A 26,465-nucleotide genomic window follows, 5' to 3' on the forward strand; every position below is an offset into this window, starting at 1 on the left:
GAGAATTAATATTTCAACTGGTTTTACCAATGCCAGTTTTTTGACACAAAGCTTTGCAATATGTTGCACATTGGTTAAAATTAACCTATTCGTCTATTTAAGGTAGAAATATGAATAATTCTGTATTAGCTGCTTTAGCAATATCAATGCTCTGTATTAGTCATTCAGTATTTGCGGCTGACAAGTCGATTGTTGCAAGTGCCAGTGAACTCGATATCGATGTCTATGAGTTTGAATACGACATCGCGACTGTAACAATTTCTGGACCGAATGGTTACCAAAACCAACTGCTGATAGATACTAAAGAAGCAGAACTCGATTTTGACAAACTAGGTGACCTTGCTGATGGTCACTACAAGTATGAAATTCAATACGCCAACAATGGCGGAGTTGAATTTATTACAGATAGTAAAACAGGGCGTGAAAATGCCGTCAGAAATCTAGGTAAAGTGGAAGTAAAAAGCGGCCACTTTAATGTCAAAGATAATGAGTTTCTAGCGACAACCGCTGAAAATGAGCTCATTAGCCCAAGCAGTAACAACGCTAACCATTAAGTGTTAGCAACCAATAATAAAACTCACCAAGCAGTAAGAAAAACTAAGGTAACAGACCATGAATTATATAAAACTAGGCGCACTCACCCTGTTGCCACTTACTCTTGCAATCTCTTCGACGACGTTAGCAGACCAAGTGATTCTAGATGACTTAATTATCAATGGAAGCAATTGTGTAGGCCAAGATTGTGTGAATGGTGAATCTTTTGGTTTTGATACGATAAGATTGAAAGAAAACAATGTACGTATAAAGTTTCAAGACACTAGTGCCAGTGCAAGTTTTCCTTCTAACGATTGGCAGTTAACAGCGAATGATAGTTCCAATGGTGGCGCAAATAAATTCTCGATTGACGATATAGACGGCGGAAGAGTCCCATTTACGGTTGAAGCCGGCTCACCTAACCACGCTCTTTACTTAGATAGTAGCGGAAACGTTGGCCTTGGCACCAATACCCCGCTTGTAGAGTTACATATAAAGTCTGGTGATTCTCCAACTTTACGCTTAGAACAAGATGGCAGCTCGGGCTTCACACCACAAATTTGGGATGTGGCAAGTAATGAAACCAACTTCTTTATTCGAGATGCGACTAACGGCTCAAGCCTGCCATTTCGAATTAGACCTGGTGCGCCTCAAAATTCATTGTATATCGATACTGACGGGGATATAGGCTTGGGTGATGCCTCTCCTGATGCAGCATTGGATATTGAAAGCGGTGATTTATTGGTAACTAATGGCAAGATTACAGCCAATTACAATCACGCTGGCTGGGATCCTACTGGCACAGATACTTTACTAGCATTAAATAACACGAATGCAGCCTCCATTCACGCTCAACCTATCGTTATGAGTAATAAAGGCAGCAACTTTGTTACCTACAGCAACACAGATAATAATACTCAGTGGCACATAGGTAATCGCTCACCGGATAACACCTTTACACTTTCAACCAATGCAGACGGTACTGCGCAAATTGTGCTAACTGTAGACGGTTCAGGTAACCTAAAAATGAAAGGTGACGTAACAGCTAACAATGTTTTGCTAACTTCCGATGTTAATAAGAAAGAAAACTTCGTTAATGTGGACTCATCAAGTGTTTTACAGGCTCTCGCTAAGCTAAGTATTTCAACTTGGAATTACAAGTCACAAAATACTGATAATGTCCATATGGGACCGATGGCACAACAGTTTTACCAACTCTTTGGTTTAGGAGATAGCGACAAACATATATCAGCTGTCGATTCTGCTGGTGTATCATTAGCTGCTTCAAAGGCTTTATATGAGTTAACAATGGAAAAAGATGCCCAAATAAAAGCTCTTGAAGCAAGGCTAGCTAAATTGGAGGCGCAAAAGTAAGCCAAGTGGTAGCCAATTTTACTAGGTTAAAGGAGGGGCGAGGCCCCTCCTAATTAATTTAAAGCAACCACCAATAATTAAAAAGTATTTTCTTCAGTATTGCTGCCGTTCACCTATTCAAACGCTTGGTGATGATGATAAATACTGAAACTAATTTATATAACCCTCAATCTTCTCAGTAAATTCATTAAGGGCAATGTTATGAACCATTTCAACGGTACACGCCCCCAATACTGTTTAACTACCGTCATCGACTCTTGGTAATGCAGTCGACCGTTATTATGTGTCTTTGTATTCTCATGTGAGCGTGTTGCGGCGACAAACTCTTTACAATAATCAGGTTTTCCCGCCAGATTAACTAACTTCCACCATAATTGGTAATCCATTGCCATTTGCAGCTTCTCATCTAAACCTGATACACGCTCCCAATCACTGCGCCGAATCAAAGTACCTGGCTGACAAACAAAGCAATAATTAGCAAACAAATAGCCAATAAAGGGTAAAGTTAAATACGGCACTGTCTTGGTGCCATTCTCTGATGTCGTCCAACATTTACCATATACAAAAGGCGCATTTGAGAACGCTATCCGGTTATAAAGCGAATGAAGCGCATTTGGGTAATAAAAATCATCAGAATTTAGCCAACAAACATAAGGCGCGCTACCTAGCGCAACACCTTCATTAATAGCCGCTGATTGGCCATCATCCTTGTGGCTACGCCAGCCGGTTAACTGATCCTCGTAACGCTTAATCACTTCTATCGAGTTGTCTGTTGACCCCCCATCCATAACAAATACCTCAATTGGAAGGTTTTGCTCAAATATTGATAACAATGCAGCCTCTAGGAACTGGCCTTGATTAAAAGACGGCACAACAACAGTGATAAGCGGCCGAGCTTCTTGACCCGGCTCTATGGATAACTCTGTGACTTGGTTTGCGTACTTCTCGCCTCGCTGATCACCTTGTGATGCTAGTTGAGTATGTATTAGTGGCCTCATCTTAACGCCCTAACAGCCACTGCATAAGCTTTCTTTCCAACCAATTAGGTAGAGCTTTGCGAACTTTTGCCGTAAACTTAGGTGAAAACAAACCTATCCCTAGGTTAAAGCATAATTTTAGCTGGCAATTGATACGTGCCAGAATTGGCAACGAAACCCACCCTTTTGTTCCAAAGCTCACTAGTTCACTGGTTGCAGAAAAGCTTATTTTATGAGGCGCCTTAGTACGGTCTATGTGGCCATGGCAGTCTAGCACATTGAAAATACTACGATAGCTAGCTTCTAATGAAAAAAACGCCCGCGCGTATAATGGAGCCAATTCGCTTATAGTGTCTCTTAACTGGTGATCTGTTTTAATCTTAACCAATGCCTCTGCTAAGGATTGATAATCATAATGATTTACTTTTAAACCAGTAATACCATCAATGATCGCATCGTCAACACCACTGCCACTAAAGCCAATACTAGGTGTCCCACACAAAGCCGCCTCAACAAACACCTGCCCAAACGTCTCTGCTGAACTTGGCCCAACGTATACATCCGCGGCACAAAGCGCTGTAGTGAGCTTTTTAACATCATCAACGTAACCTAAAGAGATAACGTTGACATTATCCAGTTGCCACTCAATGTCCATTCTGCCAATAAGTAATACTGTTATATCATGCTCACTAAGAGAACTAAGCGCTTCGAGCAATATAGATCCGCCTTTTCGCTCATCACTTAATGAGGATACGCTAAAAGCTATAGTGAATGATTCTGGAGCGCCCCTAACTTCCTGTTTCGCAGCCAACTTATCTTGCGGTAAAAATATTTCTACGGGTGCTCCAAGGCGAAATGTAGAAATAGGCACCTGGCTATTATTGATACTTTTTTTGAACTGCTGTTGGGCCCACTTAGAATTAGCAAGTATATTAAAGTGCTGCGCTTGCTCAAGAAATCGGTGTTTATCAAACCAAGACTTCGAGATGTTGCTCTCGGCTACTTGAGGATACTGCTCTTTTGTTGGACAAGTATGATTGCAGCCTGAAAGTATTTGTTCACATTGCATTGGGTACGGACACCTACCAGATAACAGCCAAAAATCATGAGTCACCCAATAGCATGAGTAGAGCTTTTCAAGTACTTGAAGTACGGAGATATTATCAGGTGTCACAGCATGTAAGTTACCAAAAATAATCAAATCTGGATCGAAGCGTTCGATACTCTCAAATAGATTGGTAAAGCTGCCATCAGCTTGTTGGTAGTTTAGTAAGTCAAACACAGCTGTTTGTTGCTGCGCAAGATCAAACGCACCAGCTATGCGAAGTTGGGCAACACCGGCGCCGAATTTGTAGCCTAAATCGTTAACAAAGGCCACTTTTAACTTAATACCCCAATTGACCCTTGGGCGTTTACTTCCCTTCCACTCGATATCATTATCATCGATAAATTTATCGCGTACACTGACTAACTCTTGCTTGAATGCCTGCTCATCTGCAGTTTTTTGTTGCTCATGCGTTCTAAAATGAACAAGTGGTACGCCAATACCCACCAATTCAGCGCGATTTAGAGCAAAACGACACCACAACTCATAGTCCATACTGTAATAGCAAGACTCATTCACATGCCCCCCAGCACGTAGCCATATTTCACGGCTAAAAAACACTTCTGGCTGATAGAAGAACTGTCCGGCATTCCAGCCGTTGTCTAAATCAAGTATATCATTTAGAGGTAATACCCCGTCAGCACAAGATGTAAAGTGGCGATGCACTAGCTTGTCATCTTGATAAACTTCACAAATGCCCGCGACCATATCAACTTGCTTTTCCATAAAAGCCAGTGCTACCGTCTTTAGCGCATTCGGTGCAAACTGATCATCGCTATTTAACCAGCAATAAATATCTCCTGATGCTCGTTGAAAGCCTTTGTTAATTGCATGGCTTTGTCCGCGATCTTGCTCACTCACCCAATAGCTTATTTGTGATTGATACTTCCTAATGACTGATACGGTTTCATCATCAGAACCACCATCTATGATGATATACTCTAAATTTGGATACTCTTGATCCAAAACAGACAAAATAGTCTGCTCTATATACTCACCTTGATTATATGATGGAGTAATTACCGAAATTTTTGGCCACTGAAAAATAGCCATTAACCTTCCCCTTGCAGAGTCGTAAACAACTCCACTGCCTTCTGGTAATCTGCAAACAATGTTAAGTCGACTCTCGACTTAATCTCTTTGTTAAATCCTGATCTTAATGGAAACTTGGTCACGATAGCCGACAATGTACTTTTAACGTCTCTTTTATCACTTGCTGGATACATTTTAGTGATCCAAGCAGTTAGATCATCGACAACCGTGTCGTGAAATATCAAATTCACTTTCCCTGCGTGATAGAGTTGCTGGTAATTATCCAAGTACTTAATATATGCAGAGAGATAATAGCTAACAATTTCGTGAATCTCTGCATCACTCATCGAAAGTAAGTCCGGCTCCATTAGCAATGATGCCGATAAAACGCTTGCTTCTGGTTCCCGCACTATTATGCCGATTGATTGATATGATGCACCGAAGGGGCAAAGATGGTGGGTTTTATAAATAGGTAATGTAGTAACATCAACTATTGAAGGTGTAAGAAATTCTTGTCGTTTCCGCTTTAACCTATCATATTGATATAAATCAGGAATATAGAAATCCAAAGGGATTTCCTTTTCTTCCTTTAAACCAAAAACACTGGTTTTAATGCCCGTTTTATCAAACAAAGAATAAGTTTTAAACTGAGAAAGCTCTGCTAGGCTAAAATGCTTATCACTCGCAATAGCATGGTATACACCTAACACAATTCTCACCCAACCATTACCGCTACGCGGAAACGAAATCAACATATTGGCATCCGCCTCAGCAATTCGGCCTTTAGCAAGCATTCTGCTATTACCGCTGGCGTCCAACAAGCATTGCTCGATAAACGAATTTAGATATTGTGATCTTTCCTGCTTGGTTATTCTACGTTTAATGAAGCTCACTGCATTTTTTAACATAATACTCTTCGCCTTTGCGTTAGCGCTTGGCTTGTTTTTTCAAGTAATCAACAACAGACAATTTGGGCACACAATTTACATCTGAAAGCTTCACTATATAGTCAGCATCGGCAGTCGCTTTAGGGAAAACAATTGAGACATAGGTTTTATTTTTAGTTTTACTACGAGGTAAATAACAAATAAGGCGAAGAGTTCCCTCAACAATCTTTAGTTTATGCGGTAGCTGATGACCATCAATCGAAAACTCAACTTTCTTCATCAATGATTCATCTGACTCACCAAGCAAATTGACAGCGAGTGTCTGCGTTTTATTTCGAGCCACAGGCAGTACAAAATTGATTTCCGTATCTGGGCGGATTGCACAAAAAGGAAGACCTTTTGAATCATGTTGCAAGCCGTACAAGTTATTTCGCTTGGCAATATCTGCTATGGATAACTTAACCGTTTCCAATAAATCTACCTTAGCCCGTGGGCGCCCAGGCTCAACGTTAAAACCGGCAGTAGCTTCACCCCCAGCCTTGATGGGCTGCAAGCCTGTCCCAGAAACTAGTGTTTTTTCCACAATTTGGATTCGTGCAGACATTGTAGCCAATGTATGTGCTATCTCATCGCTAAGTACATCGACCTTATCTTCTATAGAATCTGCGTTGCCAATTCTTGCGAGCATTCTTGCTTTAATATCTTGCTTTTCAGCACTAATAAGGTGCTCTAGGTAACAAATATCTTCTATGAGTTCATTATGCTCTTCATGTTGTACTGACATGACTAATAAAACCTATGTTGATTACGGTTAAAGACCAATTGAAATGCTAGTGAACACGAGTAAGCCACTGTCCAACTAACTAATGTTCAACAATTAAGGCTTAGCGTTTTCCACTTAGCAGCTAAATTTTGGAGATAAAATACAAGTCATTGTACCTATTCAAGTACCAAAAGTATTGATGCTTTTCGTTATGGATTATGATCGAATTAAAGTAGAACCTACTTAACGGCTTAGAGGCTCAAGATACCATTTGCTGTGCATATGAACATCCTCTCTATTCAACATTGCTTGTTTACTGAACCACGCATAACGGTTATGTTGCTCCTTTGGTAAAGCACCGATATCAAGGTTAATATCTAACTGGTAACCTAAAACAACATAATGAGTGCTCACACCCTTACCAAATACACAATCATCGTAAAAGTGATCAAACACGCCAATAAGATGTGCTTGCTGCATGTCGATATCAATCATCAGCTCATTTTTACATAGCCTTGTAAAAGCACTATCTATGCTTTCATCCTTTAAAATTCGTCCACCGGGTACAAACCAAAACCCTTTTGCAGGTCGGTTATTGCGGTAGCCAAGTAAGTACTTTCCTTCACTATTTTTAATTAACAAATCAATAGAAACTAATGGGGTAGAATCAATGATCATCTTAAATGTCTGCTCGTCCAAATACATACTGTCATCACTTCTTGATATTACAGCTGTATATGCTGTACTTTAGACAAACTTTGAGCAACGAGTCTTTCAGCTTCAATTATACTTTCAGCTTCAGCATAACAGCGTAGTTCGGGCGCATTTCCGGATGGTCGTAGATGAATAATTGAGTCATTATCCAAGGTGATACGTAAGCCATCCGTAGAGTCGAGTTTACTAATGCTGTACCCATCAAAACCTAGCTGTTCAACTAATTGCTCAGGATTTGATAAGCCATAAGATAATACTTGCAAGCTTTTCTCGGTAGCGAAGTTTTGAATACGATCACTGGCTGTAAAACGTTTAGGTAACTCGCCTACAAGTGCAGAGACAGGTTGTTTGTTAGCTGAGGCTAATAACATAATGGCAGGCAACACTGCATCTCTTGTCGGCAGTGCTTTTAACGACTGACCATTTACTTCAATGTCACTCGCCAACAAAAAACCACCGTTTGCTTCAAAGCCTGAAACACTGTTAAATTTATTAGCAAGCTCAGTAAACTCGGCAATAACATAGGGTGAGCCGATACGCGTCCGCTCGACATGATTAAAACACTGACTTGTTTCTATCGCCGTATTACAACTAACTGGGACGACAACTGCACCGGACTTAATCGCTTTTGCACACAATAACCCTAAAATATCACCACGAAGCCAATGTCCTTTTTCATCAGCAATTAGGGGCCTATCACCATCACCATCGGTTGAAAATATTGCATCAAAACCATACTGTGTTGACCAACTACGTGCTCTTTTATCGTCTTCTTTTGCTACCGCTTCGGTGTCAATCGGTATAAATTCGTTCGTACGGCCTAACGAGGTAACCTCAGCCCCAAGGCTCGAAAATATGTCAGCGTAAAGATCTCGACCAGCACTAGAATGCTCATAAATACCAATGCTTTTGCCTGCAAGCGCGTCTTTTGAAAACAAAGACGTATACCGTTCGATGTAAGCTAACTTTGCCCCCTCACAAACGGGCAACTCAGCTATATGACTGTTAATGTCAAAATCGATATCAGCTGATACAATTGCTTTTTCGTCAGCCTTAGATATTTCCCCATCGGGGCGATAAAACTTAAGGCCGTTACGATCAAAAGGAATATGGCTGCCGGTTATCATGATACACGGCATATTATCTTGCATCGATTTATACGCAAGCGCTGGTGTAGGGATCACACCGTAATAAACGGGCTCGATACCAACCTGCAAACATGCATTGGCGCATGCGATGGCCATTGCATAACTGCTAGGGCGGTTATCAATGGCCAAAGCAAGTTGTTTGAACTCAAAGTTACGCTTCATTACATCAATAAATGCGTGGGCGAAAGCCGCACATACTGGAGAAGAAAATTGTGTCACCAACCCCCTTGCACCACTCGTACCAAATTGCACACCACTTTCACTGATAACTTTAATACTGTTATACATAACTACCTCAAAACCTCCTAACAAACTACGTCGCTAACTTTAGAGAAAATGGCACTGAATCAAAACCCTAGCAACGCAAAAAGTACTATCACATACTCTTCGTCTCAATAAATCAATATTCTAAATCAATATCGTAAATACTGGGTAAAGCAGATAAATCCTGTTTAACAAACGCTAAGTCATCGCTTTTTGAAAAGTATGATTGCCATTTGTTAAGTAAACCTATCCCACAATAAAAATCATGAATTTTTATACGCTTATGGGGATGCAAATTATTGCAAAAATATTGCTTTGCACTTTGGGGGAGCAATAAATCCATCACACTACGATAATTATCAACGCATGCAAAAGAAGGCGAAACATTAGCTCTTTTAGTTAACAGCCAATTATCTTCGAGTGATATGTTATACAATGCGGAGACAAAGGCTAATGCGACATCTTGCTCCTTAGAAATCAAACTTTCGTACCTTAGTGCCTTAATTTCATACCCGCAGTTGCGCCAGGGACCAAGACGAGTTGATATTGGCTTTCTGCTTTTCTTATAGTTTAAGTAGAACTGTTTGAAGGTTAATAAGTGATGACCCGTTTTGATCGCTTGCATCCACAACGACTTAATATAACTGAACTCATCACGAACAACGATAACAACCCTTCGACTTTCGGGCGCTTTCCATTTATGTGTTAGTAGATTTATTTGCTTCTCATTCGCAATACTAAAACCTTCTGAACTAATCAACAACTCACCAGGTTTGCGGAACGCGCGTTCAATTAATGTTTCATCTATTTGTTGATAATTCCAAGCCGAGGGGTTACATAAGTAGGTAGCTATAGCATGATGTGCAGCGGCATTATCAAACATCCCTATACCGCATAGCTCTGGGCAGTAGTCTATACCTTGGCTTAATAACAACTCACTATTTTTAAACAACGCACGTTGAATACTGGTTGTTGCTGTTTTCGGCATGCCGATATGAATCGTTAACCGCGCCTCACCACTTATTCCATTCATATCGGCGCTGTATTTAACCCCTACACTTATCTTGGTTTTCTAAAAACCATTGATAAGCGTCTGCTAAGCCCTCTTGCAAAGAAAAGCTATATTGCCAACCTAAATCAGCAAGTCGCTTAACACTCATTAACTTACGTGGTGCTCCATCTGGTTTCGAAGTATCCCAAATAATTTTACCTTCAAATCCGACGACCTTGGCAACCGTTTCGGTCAATTCACGAATAGTGCAATCTACACCCGTACCTACATTAATATGACTCAGCATTGGCTCAGTGTTTTCATCATATGTCTCTTTATCCAACTCCATCACATGAATTGATGCTGCAGCCATATCATCAACATGTAAAAACTCTCGCATGGGCGTACCGCTCCCCCACGCCACCACCTCTGAATCACCACGAACCTTGGCTTCGTGAAAACGGCGTAATAAGGCCGGGATGACATGAGAGTTTTCAGGGTGGAAATTATCATGCGGCCCGTACAAATTAGTCGGCATTACAGAACGATAATCTCGTCCATGTTGGCGATTATAACTTTCACACAGCTTGATACCGGCAATTTTAGCCAGCGCGTAGGGCTCATTAGTCGGCTCTAACGTACCGGTTAATAGTGTCGATTCGCTCATGGGTTGTGCTGCCAACTTAGGGTAAATGCAAGATGAGCCTAAAAACAATAGCTTTTGTACACCACATACATGCGCAGCATGGATAATATTGCATTCAATCATCAGATTTTCATAAATAAAATCTGCAGGAAAAACGTTGTTAGCATGAATGCCACCCACCTTTGCAGCGGCTAAATATACTTCACTAATACTCTCTTTTTCAAAAAAAGCTCGTACAGCTTGCTGATTGGTTAGATCAAGCTCTTCTCTGGTACGTACAATTAACTCTACATCGTTTTGCAACTCTAGTTGTTTGACGATTGCAGAGCCAACCATACCTCTATGACCAGCTACATATACTTTTTTCATTTACAACCCTACTTTTAAACCATCTTTGCCAACTTAAGACAAAAACATAAAACTATTGATGGATTTGTTTGATACGAACAACAGACTCTAATAACCTACAAGAATCACTATGAATAATATCAGCCCGACCAAGTGGGTTTAGATACTTAAAAACCGCTTTAACTGTAGGGCTGCTAGCAAAAATAAACCCATCAAATGACGTTGTTTCATGTGTAAAGTCTGAAGAGACTTCAATACGATAACCATAGTCGGCAAGCAAACTTAACGACTCTTGATGCAGTTGTTGGCTATGAGTTGATAGAAAGATGTAATCCACCAAGTGCTCTCGTAAGCTTCTTGATGCATCTTTCAACATCTCAACTTCGTACCCCTGTATATCACTATGTAATATAGTTAGTGGACCAGTTTTACTAGACAAATAATCATCAACATTAAAGTGCCCATGACCCACAAAAGCCTCAATGAAATGACCTTCTTGTCCATTAGCGATAAAGTTGTTTTTACCTGCTGCTAAGTTACTGGCGTCAGATTCAACCAAATATACAGATGAATTGGGGTGGCACTGCTTCATCCACAATGAATAGTGCCCCCAATACGCACCCAGCTCTAACATAGTCGGCTTTGCTACATTGATAACCTTCATGACCTGTTGGAATACATACTCCTCTACAGGTTCATGTACACCTCGATTAATCACTAAGATTTGACTAAAATCATCATAATAGGATAAAGGTCCTTTAAACGGTACCTTTATGCCATTGTGAAGATAAACGTATTCGCCATTTACAAAGCCTGCATTAGGGCATCTTTCTATTAGCAAGTTTAAAGGATCTGAAACAATCTCTCTAAATCGGCCATAAAAGTCGTTAGCTTTTGCTTTATCCATATGATTATGCTTCATCCAAAAAAAGTGTTAGTCGTTACCAAATATGCCTTTAAGAATACTCTGCTAATACTTGATGCTCTCTATTCTTTTGCAACTGCAACCTTGTAGCCATGACTTTTCAAAATGGCATGTTGCTTGGCTTTATCTAGGTCGTGTTGTACCATCTCCGCGCACATTTCTTCCACGGTGATTTCTGGTACCCAGCCAAGCTTTTCTTTCGCCTTAGTTGGGTCACCAAGCAAAGTTTCAACTTCAGCAGGACGGAAGTAGCGCGGGTCAACTTTCACTATCACATCACCAACTTTAACACCTGGTGCATTGTCACCTTCTACTGCAGTAACAGTCGCAGTTTCTTCAACACCGTCACCACTAAATTCGAGTGTAATACCCGCCTCAGCCGCAGACATACGCACAAATTCACGTACAGAAATTTGTTTGCCCGTAGCAATAACGAAATCCTCAGGTGTATCTTGCTGAAGCATCATCCACTGCATACGCACATAGTCCTTCGCATGACCCCAATCTCGCAACGCATCCATGTTACCTAGATACAAGCAAGGCTCTAACCCCTGTGCAATATTGGCGATTGCCCGGGTAATCTTGCGAGTAACAAAGGTTTCACCACGGCGCGGAGATTCATGGTTAAACAAAATGCCATTACACGCATAAATCCCGTAAGACTCACGATAATTTACTGCGATCCAGTAAGCATACATCTTAGCAACAGCGTAAGGAGAACGGGGATGGAAGGGTGTAGTTTCTTTCTGTGGAATTTCTCTTACTTCGCCATAAAGCTCAGACGTAGACGCTTGGTAAAACTTGGTCTTTTTTTCTAGCCCTAAAAAACGAATGGCTTCGAGTAAACGCAAGGTGCCTAGCGCATCAACATCGGCTGTGTACTCGGGCGCTTCAAAGGAAACAGCAACATGAGACTGTGCACCAAGGTTATAAACTTCATCAGGCTCCACTTCTTTCATTATACGAATCAAGTTGGATGAATCAGTCAAATCACCATAATGAAGGTGAAACTTAGGATTATCGTTATGTGGGTCTTCATAAATATGGTCTATACGCCCAGTATTGAAAAGTGAGGCGCGGCGTTTAATACCATGAACTTCATACCCTTTTTCCAATAAAAATTCGGCTAAGTATGAGCCGTCCTGACCGGTAACGCCGGTGATCAATGCTTTTTTCAAAATTAACTACCTAAAGATTATTAATATAAAGATATATAACTCTAACAATTTACGTTGTCGAATGTTCTTCATTAAAATTTTTGTAAAAAAACTGTATTATTGAAATAGCTAGCAAGCCCAAAACAGTACTGCCCCCAACAAACATTATTCGCATATACAATAAACTATGCAAAACACCTTCAAGACTAAAGCCAAGTGTTTTCATGGAATGAATAATCGCTGCTTCAAAAGTTCCAAAGCCAGCTGGAAGTATGCTAAAAAGACCAGAAATTATCGCGATACTATTAGCGAAAATACTAGAAACCACCTTATTATAAGTATCAGAACTATCCAAGAGGATAGCCATAAAAACCGCTGGCAGACACCATACAAAACAGCCTAATACAATTGCCCTACCCCAATAATCAAATGAGAATTCATAGTTAACAAACTTTGATTCTATTAACGCTTTAAATTTAAGCCTGTTAAACAAAAACAAAACCATTAAACTTAGTAAAAAAGTTAAGGCTATCCCTACATGTAAAATCGATAAACGCGAAACAAAAATAAGAGTAATCAATGCTAAAAAGCAAACAGATAACAGATCTGTAAACCTGTCTGCTAAAAAAATCTTTATACCTATTTTGTGCTGTCTCTTATACACATCTGACGCTGCCGACGATATTTTTAATATATCCGAGATCTACACCCTAGAGTTCGTCGGCAGCGTCAGATGTGTATAAGAGACAGGCGTAAAAGTAAAAGCCAAACCCGACAGGAAAATTAAAAATAGCTTCGAAATGCTATCTCGCCGTATATATTCTGGTAAGAACATTCTCCATTTAATGAAGCGCATAAAAATCATGAATAACAACAGAGACCCTCCTAAAATCAATGACTTTAAGGGAGGTAGGACTTTAAGCATATTAATATCTACTTGATTTAGAAAACCCCATATAAAATAGATTGTCCCTGCAGTTATAATACTCAATAGTAAAAACTGTAAAACTTTATATCTACTCATTTAACTCTACACTCAGATGGTCTTGAGCAGGATATACATAGCTAACCACGATATCCCACCGAGTAATATTCCTTTGTCGGTAAGAACAATAGAAGATGGGTCCTGTCCTCCACTCCCTCTCTCCACTATCAACTGATAACGCATAATGCAGTAGAATACTGGTATAAACGTGAAAAACAAATAATCCGAACCAAACTTTTCTATAGTCTGTTGATCTAACGTATATAACGCATAAGACATTAGAGATAATGTGCTACAGATAGTTACAGCGTGCTCCAGAATTTTTCGATCATATTTTTCCAAAACGGGTCTTGAAGATGATTTGTCATTCGGCTGACTACAAAACTCTGAATATCTTTTATTGAAACCTAAAAATAGTGTAAGCGACAAGGAGCAAATCAACAACCAAGATGAGGGCGGTATCTCCAATCCATAGGTCCCAGAGAAAACTCTAAGTAAAAAACCAAAAGCAATTACCATAACGTCGATAATAACCACTGACTTAAGAAAAAAAGAATAAGCTATATTTAAAATCATATAAGTGCCGGTAATTACACATGCAACAACTGACACTTTGAATGAAATTATCAGCGCTGCGCAAGCACAGAAGACACAAAATAACCCCGCGACTTCTTTTGATAAGGCACCCGAAGGTAATGGCCTCAGTTTTTTCTTTGGATGAACTTTATCTTTTTCGATATCAACTATATCATTCAACGAGTAGACCGCTATAGAAGCACAAATAAAGGCCACAAATATCCATAAAGAATCTTTCAATAATTCAATATTACTAAAAGAATGTGAAAAAAACACACCTACAAAAACGAAGATATTTTTTATCCACTGCTTTGGCCTGCTAATGTTTATTAATGCTTTAACCATTTATTTCCTTCCCTCATAAAAGCTTCATCTGCTAGTCTCAGCATAGGAATATCCCCACTACTATTTCCATAAGCATAAACAATGTCAAAATCCTTTAGGTCATATTCATTCAAAATCCTCCTTACCTTTTCCTGCCCATTACAATTTCTACCTATGAAGCTACCCTCAAAAATTCCCTGCTCATTAAAGTCTAAGTTAGTTCCAATTACTGTATCAAAACCAAATTCCTTGATCACTTTTTCGACATAAAATGATGGAGAAGCAGTAACAACTACACACACAAAATTTTGCGCTTTAAAGCTTGAAATCAGTTCTAAAGCTGACATGTTAAATAGCGAATGACTGAATTCAGTAGCATAACTTTCCGCTAAACGATCTAATTTCTCTTTAGCAAAGCCACGAAAACACCAATTCAAATACTTTTCTTTAACTCTTCCTGCATTTAACACCTTAAGCTTCGCTAAAATCACAAATATTGCAATAGCACAAGTTAACACAACCCCCTTAAACCCTAAGGATTTGATAACAAATGGAATTAGTGTGTCTCGCTGGGTTATAGTCCCATCAAAATCAAAAAATACTATTTTAGACATAGGTACCCACTTTAAAAAAGCATCACCATTTAACAACTTAAATTACTATGCATGACTTACTCAAGCCTTTGTAAGTTCATGTATAAGCCTACATAACTCATCAAAATAATTATTCTCACTTTCATCTTCATTAAGTAATGTCTTGCTAGGGAAAAGTACTTCTTTTTCAGGGAAATAGTGTTTTCTAACCCACTCATTTGATTCTATAAAAAAATCCACATATATCAAATAGTCTTTTAGAGACATTCTATATGGACGCTGTGAGAAATAGGTCTCCATAAAATCGATAAGTTCGTTAGATGGAGCACCATAAGTTTGGTTTAGTCGTGAAAGAACATCCAACCCATGACGAGATATAGATCTATTCCTATCTTTTATTCTTACATCGTTATCAAAATATTCAGGTATTTCCAACGCACGCAAAAAGTCTAGAATAAGATCATTACCGTACAGCTCTGCCTTATCAAAAATACGCACATCGATTGAAGCCTTTCCAAATACGCTTTGCCAACGAATAAGTGTATTTTTATGGTGACAAACGTTCTTAAAATACGGAGTGTTCGGCAATGGCTGCTGTTCAAGAACTGCCCCGCATTTAATTGCGGTAGAGAATAGCGACTGCCCAATTTGCGCCGGGTCTCTTAAGTAAATTAATATTTTTATTTCTTGAAAACCGAGGTCAAATAAAAGTTCCTTCAAAACAGAAACATCTTCAACAGAAATCAAACGTGACTGCAAGTGCTCAGAACTAAACAAAACAGTAGAGCAGCCAGAGTTGTTTATTTCTTCCCTTAAACTCTTCACTACTTTTTCTCTAAATATAGAATAGTTGTTGGTTTCAAACATATTTTGTGCAAAGGATGAAAGATCGTCGTTTCTCCACTCCTTATAGCATAAAACAGGAACTATTAGATTATTTGGATAACCAACAGTACGAGGCACAAGTATCCCGTTTTCTCTAAATTTTTCTATATTTTTGCTCAAATACCCTTGAATTGTGGTAGTACCCGTTTTTTCCGTGCCAATATGTAAAATAGCCTTCATTTCATTCCTAAACCTCAAATCACTTACATTACGAATAACTAATATTTTTTATTTTCGTAAATATTGAATCCTTTTAGCTTCAGTAAATTCAAAATTTCTATCCAAAATTCCACTGTTATCATAATAACTTGACTTAAAGCTATTAATTTTGTGACTATCTTCAATTTCCGATTCATTCATTAGTAAATTAAATGAATTTAGGTAACTTTTCGTTTTAGATACTGGGCTTGGCCAGCTAACTAAGAAGGTGGCTAGGCTAATAGTTGCTATAAACCCAAAAATATATTGATATTGGCTTTTCTTCCAGAAGCTACTTTCTAGCATTAGCAAAGGGGCGACCGCCCATAAGAATGGCACGTATCGGGCATGCCACCCTTCTGAATGTATAAATGTTATAAATAGAGTAAAAAATATTACTGATTTAAATGCGAACGATGACCTAATTAGACAAGAAAGCGATACTAGGAATAAAACTATCCAAAAAGGGCCGAATGCTCCAATTGTTCGTCCCAATGTGGGGTTAAAATAATTATTTTTTATATTTTCCCATTGATAAGGACTTCTCCACTGCTCTGTTATGCTTCCGCTGTTCGCTGATAGCATCACTGGGGCAGATGTATGTGAAATAAGAAATGATTCAAAACGATTCACCTCATCTAAATATGGTCTCTTCAGAATACTTGTCTCACTTAAAACAGGGAATATAGGGTTGCCTTTGAGTATTGTATTGGTCACATAGGGATTCCAATTAATTAGAATCACAAACGCAACAAGAGGTAGACCCAACTTACACCATGTAATCACATGTTTTTTAATTTGCTCAGTTCTAAATAGGTCAACACAAAAAAACGTAAACCAAAACAAGCAAACATAAATTAGTGCGGTAGTCTTAATTGAAGCCAGCAATATTGATGCTATTATCATTATTAAAAACTCTTCTAAAGTTTTTTTACTTCTTATTTGGCTATACATTCCAACTAATAATATCGTCAACAATGATCCCACTGGTCCATCTACGTGATTAGCACCTAATTGTGCTAGAGCCACAGGGTTAAGTGCTCCCACTATAGAAACAAAACCAGAAAAAAATATCCCCCGACCTAACTTCCTACAAACAAAGTACAAAAAGAATAAACAACTAAACACATACAAAACATGGGTGAACTTTCCAGCCTCTATGGAGTCAAAAAAACCTATAGAAGCTGCATTCACATACCACTGACCTTTTGGGAATGACTCTATTTGTAGTAGGTTTATCACAGGGGCTTCAATTTCTTTGACAGGATTCCAACCCTCCAGTATTTGAATGGAAGCGGGTAAGTGATAAGCACGTGAATCAAAATTAAAATCTTGAATATAAATAGCGAACACTAGGCATAGAGTCAAAAGCAATGAAGTGATCAAAGTAATTAAATAGCTATCCCGCCCCCACATTAGGCGGCCTAAGAAAATAACTATAATGCAAGCAATTGAAAACACATAGTGCTTTATAGGTATCTCAATTGATAGAAAAAACACCGTGGTTATATGCAGCAGCAATGGGACTAATAACAACATTATTAAAATCTTGTTTTCTACGGAGAATTCCCTGCACAGTTTTAATTTATCAAACATTTTTATACTGTCCTCTAACAACATCAATCTCAGTATATTTATGTAATAGTTTCAGCTCATCACTAAAATATGAGTTCAATTCTTCCCTGAGCTTTTCATTAATGAATGGTCTAGATGCTACTGAAGTATTAAACTTAAAATAGAGATCATAAAGATCCACTCCAGCCTTGATAGCAACCGATGTCAAATAAATACGCTGTTGATAACTAATGGACGAACCAAGATAGCGAACAATCGAGCTTTTAGTATCAACTCTAGGATACTTAATTGGAAATTCAGTTCTTCCGTCATCTTCCAGCCCTAAAAACTCTAAAGTTGATTGATAACATTTCCCAGTATTCTGCACTAAATCATTGAAAGATATAAAATGCACCTGAGTAGAGTCTACCTTGCTCAGTAATTTAGATACCTGAGTTCCTAGTTTAAATAACTTTCTATAGTTGAGAACTTCATTAGTCCCATAGACCCTTGTTTTTAATATTTCAGAAGGCTCTCGTTGCCATGCTTTTACAAAATCAGGCTCAGGCTCAGCGCCGACCAGCCTCATATGCCCGTGCCAAGATACAACAGCATCAACAATATCTCTTACACAAACAATAAATTTGGCGCTAGGATTGTGTTTTAAGATATTTTCGATTGCATCCTCGGAATACAAGTACCATGTAGACCCTTCTCCCTTAAGGCCTCCATCATTTCTAAATAGTTTTTCAAATTTTTTTGCTGATTTAACACCATTAAATTTAGGCGACTGTTGATTAAAATAAAAAGGCTCTTTTATCTTACAAAAGTCAACCTGTGGATTTTTGCTCAAAAAGTAAGCTAGCGATGTTGTTCCGCACTTGGGTGCTCCAATAATACAAAAATCAATTTTCATTTTATTTCAATAATCTCTATGAATTAAGTTGCTTCACGACAGGTTGATTCGCCCTTTACAGAACGCCATTCCTACCAGACTAGAATAGTCATACCTATATGCTCGTTATTTTTCTGTAGACCTACAAATTGTAGTAACCCCAGTCAACTTTGCTAGCTGCACTTTTTAGCTGATTAAAACCACTTTTGGCATTATGGCGGAAATATACTTTTCTCAAATTATAAATTCGATCTTTTCTTAGTTTTTCAAGCTTACTTTCATCATTGACCAATCGCATTTTTAACAACCTCACATTCCCCAAAATCTTTAATAAATGACTCTAAGGTCAACTTTTCTCTAATTGGATTACTTTTCATATGCTCATGAGCTGCTGCCACTAAATTATCAGTAACTAAACCCGAAATCTCATTTGGAGAATCATAAAATAGTGGGTAATCTTCTCCCAAATACTCTTCTACTGCAGGATGGCGACAAACAACAATTGGTGTAGCCCGTGCTATACATTCAATAACAGCGTTATTAGCTGAAGTATCATAAAAGTCAATAAAGACTATGTTCTCAGTTAAAAGCTGATCGTAATTGTCGTTATCTAAAAAATCGATAATATCGACATTTTTAAAGGTAATTGGTTCTTTCAAACCAAAGTAGCGTCGCTCAGCATATTGAATAATATTCTTTGACCAATCCGAAGACCCAAGCAAAGTTGGCGTATGATCCTTTACGTCAATATAACCAATTGCATTTAGCTTTCTTAACCACCAGCCAATTTGAACAATTCGTTTCGTCGCATTAGCTCGATATTTATCAATACTAAAAGAATTTTCAGGAAACTCTGTCGGGTGTTTTAATACGCTAATTGGGAATTCTGGCTTTAAGTACTCTTCAAGCGCCTTTTTATGGTATTCCGTTAAACAAATTAAGCCTTTACAGTGTGGTAGGCTTTTTTTCCATAAATCAGTCGAGAAAATTTGCTGGTTACTCTGCTCAAACTGAAACCAAGATGGTACAAACGGTGGCACATGAATAAAACCTATCCATGGCTTATCGTATGGCATAGGCTCATTGCTGCATGCTTCACCATGCTCCCCCCCCCATACAAACTTACGTTCAATAAATGTATCAACGTAAACTGGTGCGGTAGCTTCGTGATGCTGTACCAAACCGGCGATAGCATAGCTCCAGCCAGAGCGGTGGTTACCATAATTTTTTTCAAACTGAGTACCAAAATTTAATTTACCGTTATACTGTCCAATAGATAATTCAAATTCACACTTGCCAACATGCTCTGGAACACCATGTTTTACTCCTTCAGGCAAATGTGGTTTCACCATCGATAGCCATTGCTCAGAGTTATTATTCCTACGGTTATGAGAATTCTGATCTATTAGGTACAAGCCCAAGTTTTTGTTAAGGTGAACATATTTTTCACCCGCTGCTAGTAACTGCAACCACAAGGCAAAATCTGCATACGTACCAAATTGTTCTTCATCAAAATAGCCAAACTGTTCATGTATGTCTTTGCGCCACATTGGCATACAGTGCGCATAATTCATACATTGCTTAAGTTCACTATTTTCTATCACAAAAAAATCATTAAGGTTTTTATAGGCAAACGGTGTATCACCACTTTCAAGGTACCAAACTTCACCGGAGAAATGAATTATCAAGTCAGTAACAGAGTACTCGGTTGGGTATAATTGTTTAGCGTCTTCTGTAACTGCAATCCCGGTCCCAGCAACTTTGGCAGCAGTCTCATCCAGCAACTTGGTCAATTCAGCAACATGGCTCTTGTGCCTTCTGTCGTCCAAGTTTGCGTTTGAAACATATTCACCCTGGGCCTGCTTTATAGCGTAATTCCAACAGTTATAAATGCCAGGGTCTTCACTTAATGCAAAAACTTTGATCTTGTTAAATTTATTACTTGCTGATGTAAGTACAAGATCTTGCAGCAAGTTCAACTCTGGCGAAACAATTAAAAGCTCTTGCTCTTCGCCTTGTTCTAAGTCAAGCAAGTTTAGCAAAAAAGAATAAAGATATTTTTGACCTCTGAACAGCGAAGAAACCAAACTCACTTTAATTTTTTTGCTTAAATCACTTTTAATATTACAAGGAAAATTAACTTGAATTGCGTTTACTTCTTCTATTAGACCTCTAAGCGAGAAATATAGCTCGCGCTCGGCAGGGTCGTTATCGCTCTCAAAATAGTTTTTGATTCCCTTTTTAACTGTTTCGTTAATTTTCCGAATATAATTTAGTACTATTGCCTTGCTTTCGGCTTCAATGCTCTGTTCATTAACAAGATAGTTGAGGTATTCCACTGCAAATGTTTGGATAGCGTTCCAATGCTGTTCAAAGTTGTTAGTTACAGGTGAAATAGCGATAGAGCGAGAAAGCTTAATCTGAGTAGATTGAGTTAAGCTTAGTAACCAGACAAGATGGTTAATTATCGAAAAGAAACATTCGTTCTCTAATTGCGGGACTTTATTAATGTGCTTAACCGCTAATTCTTTGTTGATTGCAAACGCACCATCATAAGATAAAAAGTTAAGAGCTAAGACTTCTTTTGCTATTAACTCGTCACTATTTTGCATCTCGACAGTGCGGTTAAACAAAGAGAACAGGTCAGGATTATTTACTTGAGGTATAAGGTAAATAGGGCTATTGAACTCGATTGGTTCTAAAGTTTTACTTAAACCAATTTCATCGCCTTCACGTAACAAAATAAAGTATTTACCTTGGGCTACCCTTAGAACACGTTTAAGGAAATCACCTACAGCAAAGTGGTCTACATAATAATTAAAGTCATCATATTGTAGATATTCAGATACTATCTCGGGCAACTCCTCGATAGCTTCGAAATTCAATTGATTAACATCAACACTTCTTGCAAGACCCTCGACCAGCAAACACTCTAAACTGTAATTTGAATGTTGCTTTAACGACATTACTGAGTCTAGTGTTTTTTTTATTTCCTGATTATTCCATTGTGTGCCAAGGACGATCACACTGATATCTTTTTCCATGTTTTACCACTAATCAAATTATTTTCAAAAACTGTTTATGAAATGCTGCAACGTGTTTACTATTTGACCTTTATCTAGGGGTGATTCGTTCGTGATATTCATAAAACACAAATAACTCGAGCAAAATCAACAGGATATCAAAGTTACCTTTTATAAAGCTCTTAATGTTTAATTTTATTAAGAGTTTTAAATGATTAAAAAATCACAAATAATTCGCGGCCCTATAATTATCTCAATTTACCTATTAAACACAATCCATTTCACTTTCTATCCTTACTAGCAAACATAGACAATCTAGTTCACAAACTAATTTTATTAATCTTTCTTTATCATTTGCATTTACTATCTGCCTAAAATGTAAAAATCATCCCATTGATTTTCAATACGTCTATAACCTTTTGAGGTAAGTAGTTTATAAATCTGGTCGCGTTGCGCCTCGAAATTATGCTCTATAGAAAAGAGTTTGACTTTCCAATGATCAAATGGAAATTCAGCAAGTATTGAATATTCAGAACCTTCAGTATCAATACTCATGTAGTCGATAGTCTTAGGCGCGTTGTGTTTGATTAAAAAGTCATGAAGAGATATTGTTTCCAATCTTACTTTTTGACTTTGCTGCTCGTAGGCTTCAACCTTTTCTTTATGCACACCAGCTGTAGCAAAATTTGCTATCCCTCCATATTCATTTGCTAAAACAAACTCAACCTCACTGCCTGTCACATCACCTATACAATCATTACTAACAATACAGCCTCTATTAACTTGCAATTGTTTAAAATACTTAGGGTTAGGTTCAGCACACAAACCATTCCAGCCAAACTCTTTTTCAAGCAGGAAGCTGTTACTCAGCAATACACCATCGGTCGCACCAAACTCAACAAAAAAACCATTACGTTTATAGTCGACTTGCTCTAGTACCCATAAATCTTGCCCTAGTTGTGATGGTGACTTTCTCTTCAAATTTTCGAGCCAATCTGCTGAGCCATCAAGTTGTGAAACTCTCTCTTTAGAGTTATAAAGTTGCGACTTTTGATAAGCTAGGGTCAATTCATGATTAATAATTTCTATTTCCGACTCTAGCACTTTTACATGAGCTTTATAATCAGCAGGCCTTTGTGAGGTAGCGGACAATTCAGATTTCATATCATCTATAAACTTTGCTGCTTGGGGCATCAACCCAATGCTTGCGAGTTCTTTAACTATTCGAGCATGTCTAGCCAATTTTTGTTCTGGATTGGCGCCATGAAGTGATACCGCGGCTTCAAAGTATTGAATAGCCTTTTTATCATCCTTGTTAAGCGCCGCCACTTTACCTAGCGTATTACTTACTCCTGAAATAAGTAGTTTGTTAATCAACGTGCTTTCACACCCCATTGACCGAGCCAGAGCGATGTATTTTTTACAGTTATCAATATCGTCAAGCTGTTGATAAGCGGCCGCTTTAATCGCAACAATCGTTGCTAGTTCAGGGTTGTTGGCTAACGGAGCTATGTCCAGTTCAGCTAACGCCTGCCATTGCCCAAAATACCAGTGCGTTTTGGCCTGCGACAAACAATGTGGATCATAATCATTAATGGTATGCCCTTTCACTGACTCTCGATTAGCCGAGGCATCGACAAAAATACTTTGAGATTTAACTGGCGTTTTTTTACGACCTCTATCAGCCTTACGCTTATTGGGCTTAGAATGACTTTTCACGAATCACCACATCTTTAATGAATTCAAGTTGGGTTTCAGCTTTAGTAATTTCAGTGTCTAGAACAGTTTGACGATAATTCAACTCTTGATTGTCTTTCTCTAACTGAGCGTTTCTCTCATTGAGGATCTGAATTTCCTTATTTTGCGCTCGTAGGCTTACGACTTCGCTTTCTAATTTAACTAAGCTTTGCTCAAATTCAGCTTTTTCGCCAACACTGCTTGCGAGTTCTTCAGCGCTCTTGCCGAGCTGTAGCTGGTGTTCAGCTTGTTGATTTGATGCTTGCTCTTCCAATAATTCCATTTTCTGTATTAGTTGAGCGTTTTCGGATTCTAGATTCGAGTAGCGAGATTCTAGTTCTGCGATGCTAGCTGCTGTTAACTTATTTTCATCTAGTTCTATTTGAAGCCCAACAATGGTACTTTTAAGTGATTCTGACTCATCAACATAAGTAGCAACTTCAGTTTCCAATGCAGCATTTAAAGAGTGAATAGAGTTATTCTCTATTTGCAGTTTTTCAAATTGTTTTTTCAAATGAAAATAGTTTGACTCAAGAGTAAGGTGCATTTCTTCCCACTCTTGCTTTTGCTGTTTCAACTGGGTCTTAAAGGTCGCCCTTTCGGCTTCTACTTGTTCAATTTTTTGCTTTAGTTCATTGGTTTCATTTGAAAGTTCACTATGCTGTTCGAATAGTTGCAGCTTTGTGTCTTCAAGTACATTGTGCTTGGATTGTAAACGCTTTAATTCACCTTCTAACTTACTATTCTCAATCTCGAGCACGTCGCTATTTTGAAGCTTCATACAGCGAAAAGTTTCTAATTCTTCTTGCAGCTGCGCTACATGCATTAGGTTTAGTTCGTTTTCTGACTGTAATTGACTTACTTGAGAAGCAAGCCCGGCTTTTTCTTGCTCAAATATTTCTCTATCTGAGCCACTTTTTGGTTTATGGCTATCGAGCCTTACTTCTGATGTCTTAAACTCCCCTTCAAGCTGACTATTTTTACTATTTTGTTCTTGATTACATTGACTGTCAGTTTCTAGCGACATTTCAAAATGATCTATTTCTTTTGCTTGTTGTCGATTTATTTTTTCAAGGTTAGCGATTCTAGCTTTTAATTTATCAGCAAAGCTACAGTCTGAAGATAATAGGTATTCATGGTCATTGTTTCGTGCTTTGCGCAAAAGGTCCATCGCAGGGGAGCTTTCAATTAAAGGTGAAACCTGTCCGCCCACCTCTTTTAACCTATTATATTCTATATAGTAATACTCAAGTTCTTCTTGCAATTGCGCAATTTGCAATAATGCTAGCTCTAACTCTGCTTCGGTATTTTGGTTGCTACGCTGCATTTTTGACGCCTTTAATTTGTTTTCGATCTTTTTTCTGCTTGATATTGAACAAATACATCGTTGGTATTACCACTTGCTCTTACACGACCTTTATCTAACCAAATACTGTTTTGGCAAAGCTTCTTTACTTGTCCCGCACTGTGCGATACAAAAATAACGGTTTGCTCTGAATTTAACTTGCTCAGCATCGCCGCTTCAGCCTTAATCCTAAATTCAGAATCACCAACCCCTAAAACTTCATCAATAAGCAATAAGTCAACTTTGTTATGTAAAGCGACTGAAAAACCTAGCCTCGCTCTCATCCCTGATGAGTATGTTTTAACCGGCTTGTCGATGCTATCACTCAACTCAGAAAATTCAATCACCTCTTTGATGAAGTCCATAGCATGCTGCTTTGACGCGCCATTGAGCATTGCCGAAACAACAGCGTTTTCCCGACCAGTAAGCTCGTTGTTAAAGCCTAAACCTAACGATAACAAGGAGGCTGTCTTGCAATGCCGGACAACTTGCCCACCGTCAGGGGTATAGATACCTGCAAGCACTTTTAACAGCGTTGATTTGCCACTACCATTGTTACCAATAATCCCAAAGGTTTCGCCTTTTTTTACTGTAAATGAAACTTGGTCAAGCGCCTTAAATTCAGCGTGTTTAAAAAACGCTAATCGTGTTCTATACGAAAGCGAAACGTTTTGAAGTTCAATTGCACAGGTGTTATTACTCATTGAACAATCACCCTTGCATAAGTAGAATCATGCTTTTTAAACCACATTAACATCAACATTATGATCACTGCACTGCCAAGACAAATTAGCCCAAGTGCATCAAAATCGGGCGCAATATTTTCCAATAACACTTCACGATAATTTTTGAGCAAATTTGCCAGTGGGTTTAACAAAAAAAGCTCTTGATGCTCTTTTAGAATGACATCTTCATAACTATAAAATATACCAGAACCAAACATTAACATCATCATGCCAGTTGATATAATAAACCTAAAATCTGGTATAAACGGTGTAATTGCGGCCGCTACAAAAGCACAAGCAGTGATCAGTAATAACTGAGACACTATAACTGGCACCACGTACAACCAATTCAACGTGAACTCGCCACCTAAAATAATGATAAACACAAAGAGAAATAGGAAAACAAATAGCTGTTTCACAAAGTCTTGCCCAATGATAAGTGATGGAAAATAGGCCTTAGGTATTACCATTTGGTGTATTAGACCTTTTCCCTGCACAATAGCATTGGATGCATTACTTACTGTTTTAGAAAACCACAAAAAAGGTATTTTACCGCATAATAAAAACAGTAAAAAATCATCTGTTCCACGATTCAAAAACACCGCAAAAACCAAGTAAAACACACCTGATATCATTGCTGGCTCTAGTATCCACCAAAGGTAGTTTAGATATGTTTTGCGAGTTTCAGTTTTTAAATTAAAAACCAGTTGAGTAAAATACACTTCCCACAACTGTCTATAAGAACGGTCCATTTAACACC

At 38.4% G+C, this 26,465-nt stretch carries 23 protein-coding genes; 2 read left to right on the plus strand and 21 right to left on the minus strand.

What is annotated here, in order from left to right:
* Window positions 1–110 precede the first annotated feature (110 nt).
* The gene (locus tag FLM48_RS13880) at window positions 111–554 is read left to right on the plus strand and encodes a hypothetical protein (RefSeq protein ID WP_179025036.1); all 444 of its coding nucleotides are present in this window, start codon (window positions 111–113) and stop codon (window positions 552–554) included.
* A gap of 58 nt (window positions 555–612) precedes the next feature.
* Window positions 613–1,908: a tail fiber domain-containing protein gene (locus FLM48_RS13885; RefSeq protein ID WP_179025037.1), complete on the plus strand. Its 1,296-nt coding sequence runs from the start codon at window positions 613–615 to the stop codon at window positions 1,906–1,908.
* Between the two features lie 155 nt (window positions 1,909–2,063).
* Here FLM48_RS13885 and FLM48_RS13890 read toward each other — a convergent pair whose 3' ends face one another.
* From FLM48_RS13890 to FLM48_RS13990, 21 genes are all read right to left on the minus strand, one after another.
* Entirely contained in the window at window positions 2,064–2,906 is an 843-nt protein-coding gene (locus tag FLM48_RS13890) for a glycosyltransferase family 2 protein (protein ID WP_179025038.1), read from the minus strand.
* Between the two features lies 1 nt (window position 2,907).
* Window positions 2,908–5,043, minus strand: a complete 2,136-nt coding sequence (locus FLM48_RS13895; RefSeq protein WP_179025039.1) for a glycosyltransferase — start codon at window positions 5,041–5,043, stop codon at window positions 2,908–2,910.
* Window positions 5,043–5,930 (minus strand): hypothetical protein, encoded by an 888-nt coding sequence (locus tag FLM48_RS13900; protein ID WP_179025040.1) that lies wholly within the window; start codon window positions 5,928–5,930, stop codon window positions 5,043–5,045. Before FLM48_RS13900 ends, FLM48_RS13895 begins: the two co-directional genes overlap by 1 nt.
* 19 nt (window positions 5,931–5,949) lie before the next feature.
* The gene (locus tag FLM48_RS13905) at window positions 5,950–6,693 is read right to left on the minus strand and encodes a hypothetical protein (protein WP_179025041.1); all 744 of its coding nucleotides are present in this window, start codon (window positions 6,691–6,693) and stop codon (window positions 5,950–5,952) included.
* A gap of 222 nt (window positions 6,694–6,915) precedes the next feature.
* Window positions 6,916–7,377, minus strand: a complete 462-nt coding sequence (locus FLM48_RS13910) for a GDP-mannose mannosyl hydrolase (RefSeq protein ID WP_179025042.1) — start codon at window positions 7,375–7,377, stop codon at window positions 6,916–6,918.
* A 20-nt stretch (window positions 7,378–7,397) separates the two neighbouring features.
* Window positions 7,398–8,822 (minus strand): phosphomannomutase, encoded by a 1,425-nt coding sequence (locus tag FLM48_RS13915; protein WP_179025043.1) that lies wholly within the window; start codon window positions 8,820–8,822, stop codon window positions 7,398–7,400.
* A 112-nt stretch (window positions 8,823–8,934) separates the two neighbouring features.
* Window positions 8,935–9,831, minus strand: coding sequence for a hypothetical protein (locus tag FLM48_RS13920; RefSeq protein WP_179025044.1), 897 nt, complete (start codon window positions 9,829–9,831; stop codon window positions 8,935–8,937).
* A gap of 13 nt (window positions 9,832–9,844) precedes the next feature.
* Window positions 9,845–10,804 carry a GDP-L-fucose synthase gene (locus FLM48_RS13925; RefSeq protein ID WP_179025045.1) on the minus strand — a complete coding sequence of 320 codons (960 nt, stop codon included), beginning with the start codon at window positions 10,802–10,804 and terminating at the stop codon, window positions 9,845–9,847.
* Between the two features lie 52 nt (window positions 10,805–10,856).
* Entirely contained in the window at window positions 10,857–11,690 is an 834-nt protein-coding gene (locus tag FLM48_RS13930; RefSeq protein ID WP_179025046.1) for a hypothetical protein, read from the minus strand.
* Between the two features lie 80 nt (window positions 11,691–11,770).
* Window positions 11,771–12,886: a GDP-mannose 4,6-dehydratase gene (gene gmd / locus FLM48_RS13935; RefSeq protein WP_179025047.1), complete on the minus strand. Its 1,116-nt coding sequence runs from the start codon at window positions 12,884–12,886 to the stop codon at window positions 11,771–11,773.
* A gap of 49 nt (window positions 12,887–12,935) precedes the next feature.
* The gene (locus tag FLM48_RS13940; protein ID WP_179025048.1) at window positions 12,936–13,529 is read right to left on the minus strand and encodes a lysylphosphatidylglycerol synthase domain-containing protein; all 594 of its coding nucleotides are present in this window, start codon (window positions 13,527–13,529) and stop codon (window positions 12,936–12,938) included.
* Window positions 13,530–13,901: 372 nt separating this feature from the next.
* On the minus strand, window positions 13,902–14,771 hold the full coding sequence (locus FLM48_RS13945; protein WP_179025049.1) for a decaprenyl-phosphate phosphoribosyltransferase: 870 nt from the start codon (window positions 14,769–14,771) through the stop codon (window positions 13,902–13,904).
* On the minus strand, window positions 14,756–15,364 hold the full coding sequence (locus tag FLM48_RS13950) for an HAD-IB family hydrolase (protein WP_179025050.1): 609 nt from the start codon (window positions 15,362–15,364) through the stop codon (window positions 14,756–14,758). Before FLM48_RS13950 ends, FLM48_RS13945 begins: the two co-directional genes overlap by 16 nt.
* Before the next feature lie 60 nt (window positions 15,365–15,424).
* Window positions 15,425–16,408 (minus strand): hypothetical protein, encoded by a 984-nt coding sequence (locus FLM48_RS13955; protein ID WP_179025051.1) that lies wholly within the window; start codon window positions 16,406–16,408, stop codon window positions 15,425–15,427.
* A gap of 48 nt (window positions 16,409–16,456) precedes the next feature.
* A complete protein-coding gene (locus FLM48_RS13960) occupies window positions 16,457–18,022 on the minus strand; it encodes a hypothetical protein (protein ID WP_179025052.1) in 1,566 nt (521 codons plus the stop codon).
* Window positions 18,015–18,896 carry a sulfotransferase domain-containing protein gene (locus tag FLM48_RS13965; RefSeq protein WP_179025053.1) on the minus strand — a complete coding sequence of 294 codons (882 nt, stop codon included), beginning with the start codon at window positions 18,894–18,896 and terminating at the stop codon, window positions 18,015–18,017. Before FLM48_RS13965 ends, FLM48_RS13960 begins: the two co-directional genes overlap by 8 nt.
* A 260-nt stretch (window positions 18,897–19,156) precedes the next feature.
* Window positions 19,157–21,919: a hypothetical protein gene (locus FLM48_RS13970; RefSeq protein ID WP_179025054.1), complete on the minus strand. Its 2,763-nt coding sequence runs from the start codon at window positions 21,917–21,919 to the stop codon at window positions 19,157–19,159.
* A gap of 342 nt (window positions 21,920–22,261) precedes the next feature.
* On the minus strand, window positions 22,262–23,617 hold the full coding sequence (locus tag FLM48_RS13975; RefSeq protein WP_179025055.1) for an FkbM family methyltransferase: 1,356 nt from the start codon (window positions 23,615–23,617) through the stop codon (window positions 22,262–22,264).
* Window positions 23,601–24,962 (minus strand): hypothetical protein, encoded by a 1,362-nt coding sequence (locus FLM48_RS13980; RefSeq protein WP_179025056.1) that lies wholly within the window; start codon window positions 24,960–24,962, stop codon window positions 23,601–23,603. The genes FLM48_RS13975 and FLM48_RS13980 overlap by 17 nt, the downstream gene beginning before the upstream one ends.
* An 11-nt stretch (window positions 24,963–24,973) precedes the next feature.
* Entirely contained in the window at window positions 24,974–25,684 is a 711-nt protein-coding gene (locus FLM48_RS13985; protein ID WP_179025057.1) for an ABC transporter ATP-binding protein, read from the minus strand.
* A complete protein-coding gene (locus FLM48_RS13990; RefSeq protein WP_179025058.1) occupies window positions 25,681–26,457 on the minus strand; it encodes an ABC transporter permease in 777 nt (258 codons plus the stop codon). Before FLM48_RS13990 ends, FLM48_RS13985 begins: the two co-directional genes overlap by 4 nt.
* Window positions 26,458–26,465 lie beyond the last annotated feature (8 nt).

The organism is Shewanella sp. Scap07 (assembly GCF_013394145.1).
GTDB lineage: Bacteria > Pseudomonadota > Gammaproteobacteria > Enterobacterales > Shewanellaceae > Shewanella > Shewanella waksmanii.

What these genes read in the sequence shown, in the direction of transcription:
- FLM48_RS13925 (WP_179025045.1), bottom strand. Translation starts at nt 10,804, where the DNA reads ATGAAAAAAGTATATGTAGCTGGTCATAGAGGTATGGTTGGCTCTGCA.
- FLM48_RS13955 (WP_179025051.1), bottom strand. Translation starts at nt 16,408, where the DNA reads ATGAAGGCTATTTTACATATTGGCACGGAAAAAACGGGTACTACCACA.
- FLM48_RS13920 (WP_179025044.1), bottom strand. Translation starts at nt 9,831, where the DNA reads ATGAATGGAATAAGTGGTGAGGCGCGGTTAACGATTCATATCGGCATG.
- FLM48_RS13885 (WP_179025037.1), top strand. Translation starts at nt 613, where the DNA reads ATGAATTATATAAAACTAGGCGCACTCACCCTGTTGCCACTTACTCTT.
- FLM48_RS13915 (WP_179025043.1), bottom strand. Translation starts at nt 8,822, where the DNA reads ATGTATAACAGTATTAAAGTTATCAGTGAAAGTGGTGTGCAATTTGGT.
- FLM48_RS13990 (WP_179025058.1), bottom strand. Translation starts at nt 26,457, where the DNA reads ATGGACCGTTCTTATAGACAGTTGTGGGAAGTGTATTTTACTCAACTG.
- FLM48_RS13930 (WP_179025046.1), bottom strand. Translation starts at nt 11,690, where the DNA reads ATGGATAAAGCAAAAGCTAACGACTTTTATGGCCGATTTAGAGAGATT.
- FLM48_RS13980 (WP_179025056.1), bottom strand. Translation starts at nt 24,962, where the DNA reads ATGCAGCGTAGCAACCAAAATACCGAAGCAGAGTTAGAGCTAGCATTA.
- FLM48_RS13895 (WP_179025039.1), bottom strand. Translation starts at nt 5,043, where the DNA reads ATGGCTATTTTTCAGTGGCCAAAAATTTCGGTAATTACTCCATCATAT.
- FLM48_RS13970 (WP_179025054.1), bottom strand. Translation starts at nt 21,919, where the DNA reads ATGGAAAAAGATATCAGTGTGATCGTCCTTGGCACACAATGGAATAAT.
- FLM48_RS13950 (WP_179025050.1), bottom strand. Translation starts at nt 15,364, where the DNA reads ATGTCTAAAATAGTATTTTTTGATTTTGATGGGACTATAACCCAGCGA.
- FLM48_RS13900 (WP_179025040.1), bottom strand. Translation starts at nt 5,930, where the DNA reads ATGTTAAAAAATGCAGTGAGCTTCATTAAACGTAGAATAACCAAGCAG.
- FLM48_RS13905 (WP_179025041.1), bottom strand. Translation starts at nt 6,693, where the DNA reads ATGTCAGTACAACATGAAGAGCATAATGAACTCATAGAAGATATTTGT.
- FLM48_RS13890 (WP_179025038.1), bottom strand. Translation starts at nt 2,906, where the DNA reads ATGAGGCCACTAATACATACTCAACTAGCATCACAAGGTGATCAGCGA.
- FLM48_RS13965 (WP_179025053.1), bottom strand. Translation starts at nt 18,896, where the DNA reads ATGAAAATTGATTTTTGTATTATTGGAGCACCCAAGTGCGGAACAACA.
- FLM48_RS13985 (WP_179025057.1), bottom strand. Translation starts at nt 25,684, where the DNA reads ATGAGTAATAACACCTGTGCAATTGAACTTCAAAACGTTTCGCTTTCG.
- FLM48_RS13960 (WP_179025052.1), bottom strand. Translation starts at nt 18,022, where the DNA reads ATGTTTGATAAATTAAAACTGTGCAGGGAATTCTCCGTAGAAAACAAG.
- FLM48_RS13945 (WP_179025049.1), bottom strand. Translation starts at nt 14,771, where the DNA reads ATGGTTAAAGCATTAATAAACATTAGCAGGCCAAAGCAGTGGATAAAA.
- FLM48_RS13880 (WP_179025036.1), top strand. Translation starts at nt 111, where the DNA reads ATGAATAATTCTGTATTAGCTGCTTTAGCAATATCAATGCTCTGTATT.
- FLM48_RS13910 (WP_179025042.1), bottom strand. Translation starts at nt 7,377, where the DNA reads ATGTATTTGGACGAGCAGACATTTAAGATGATCATTGATTCTACCCCA.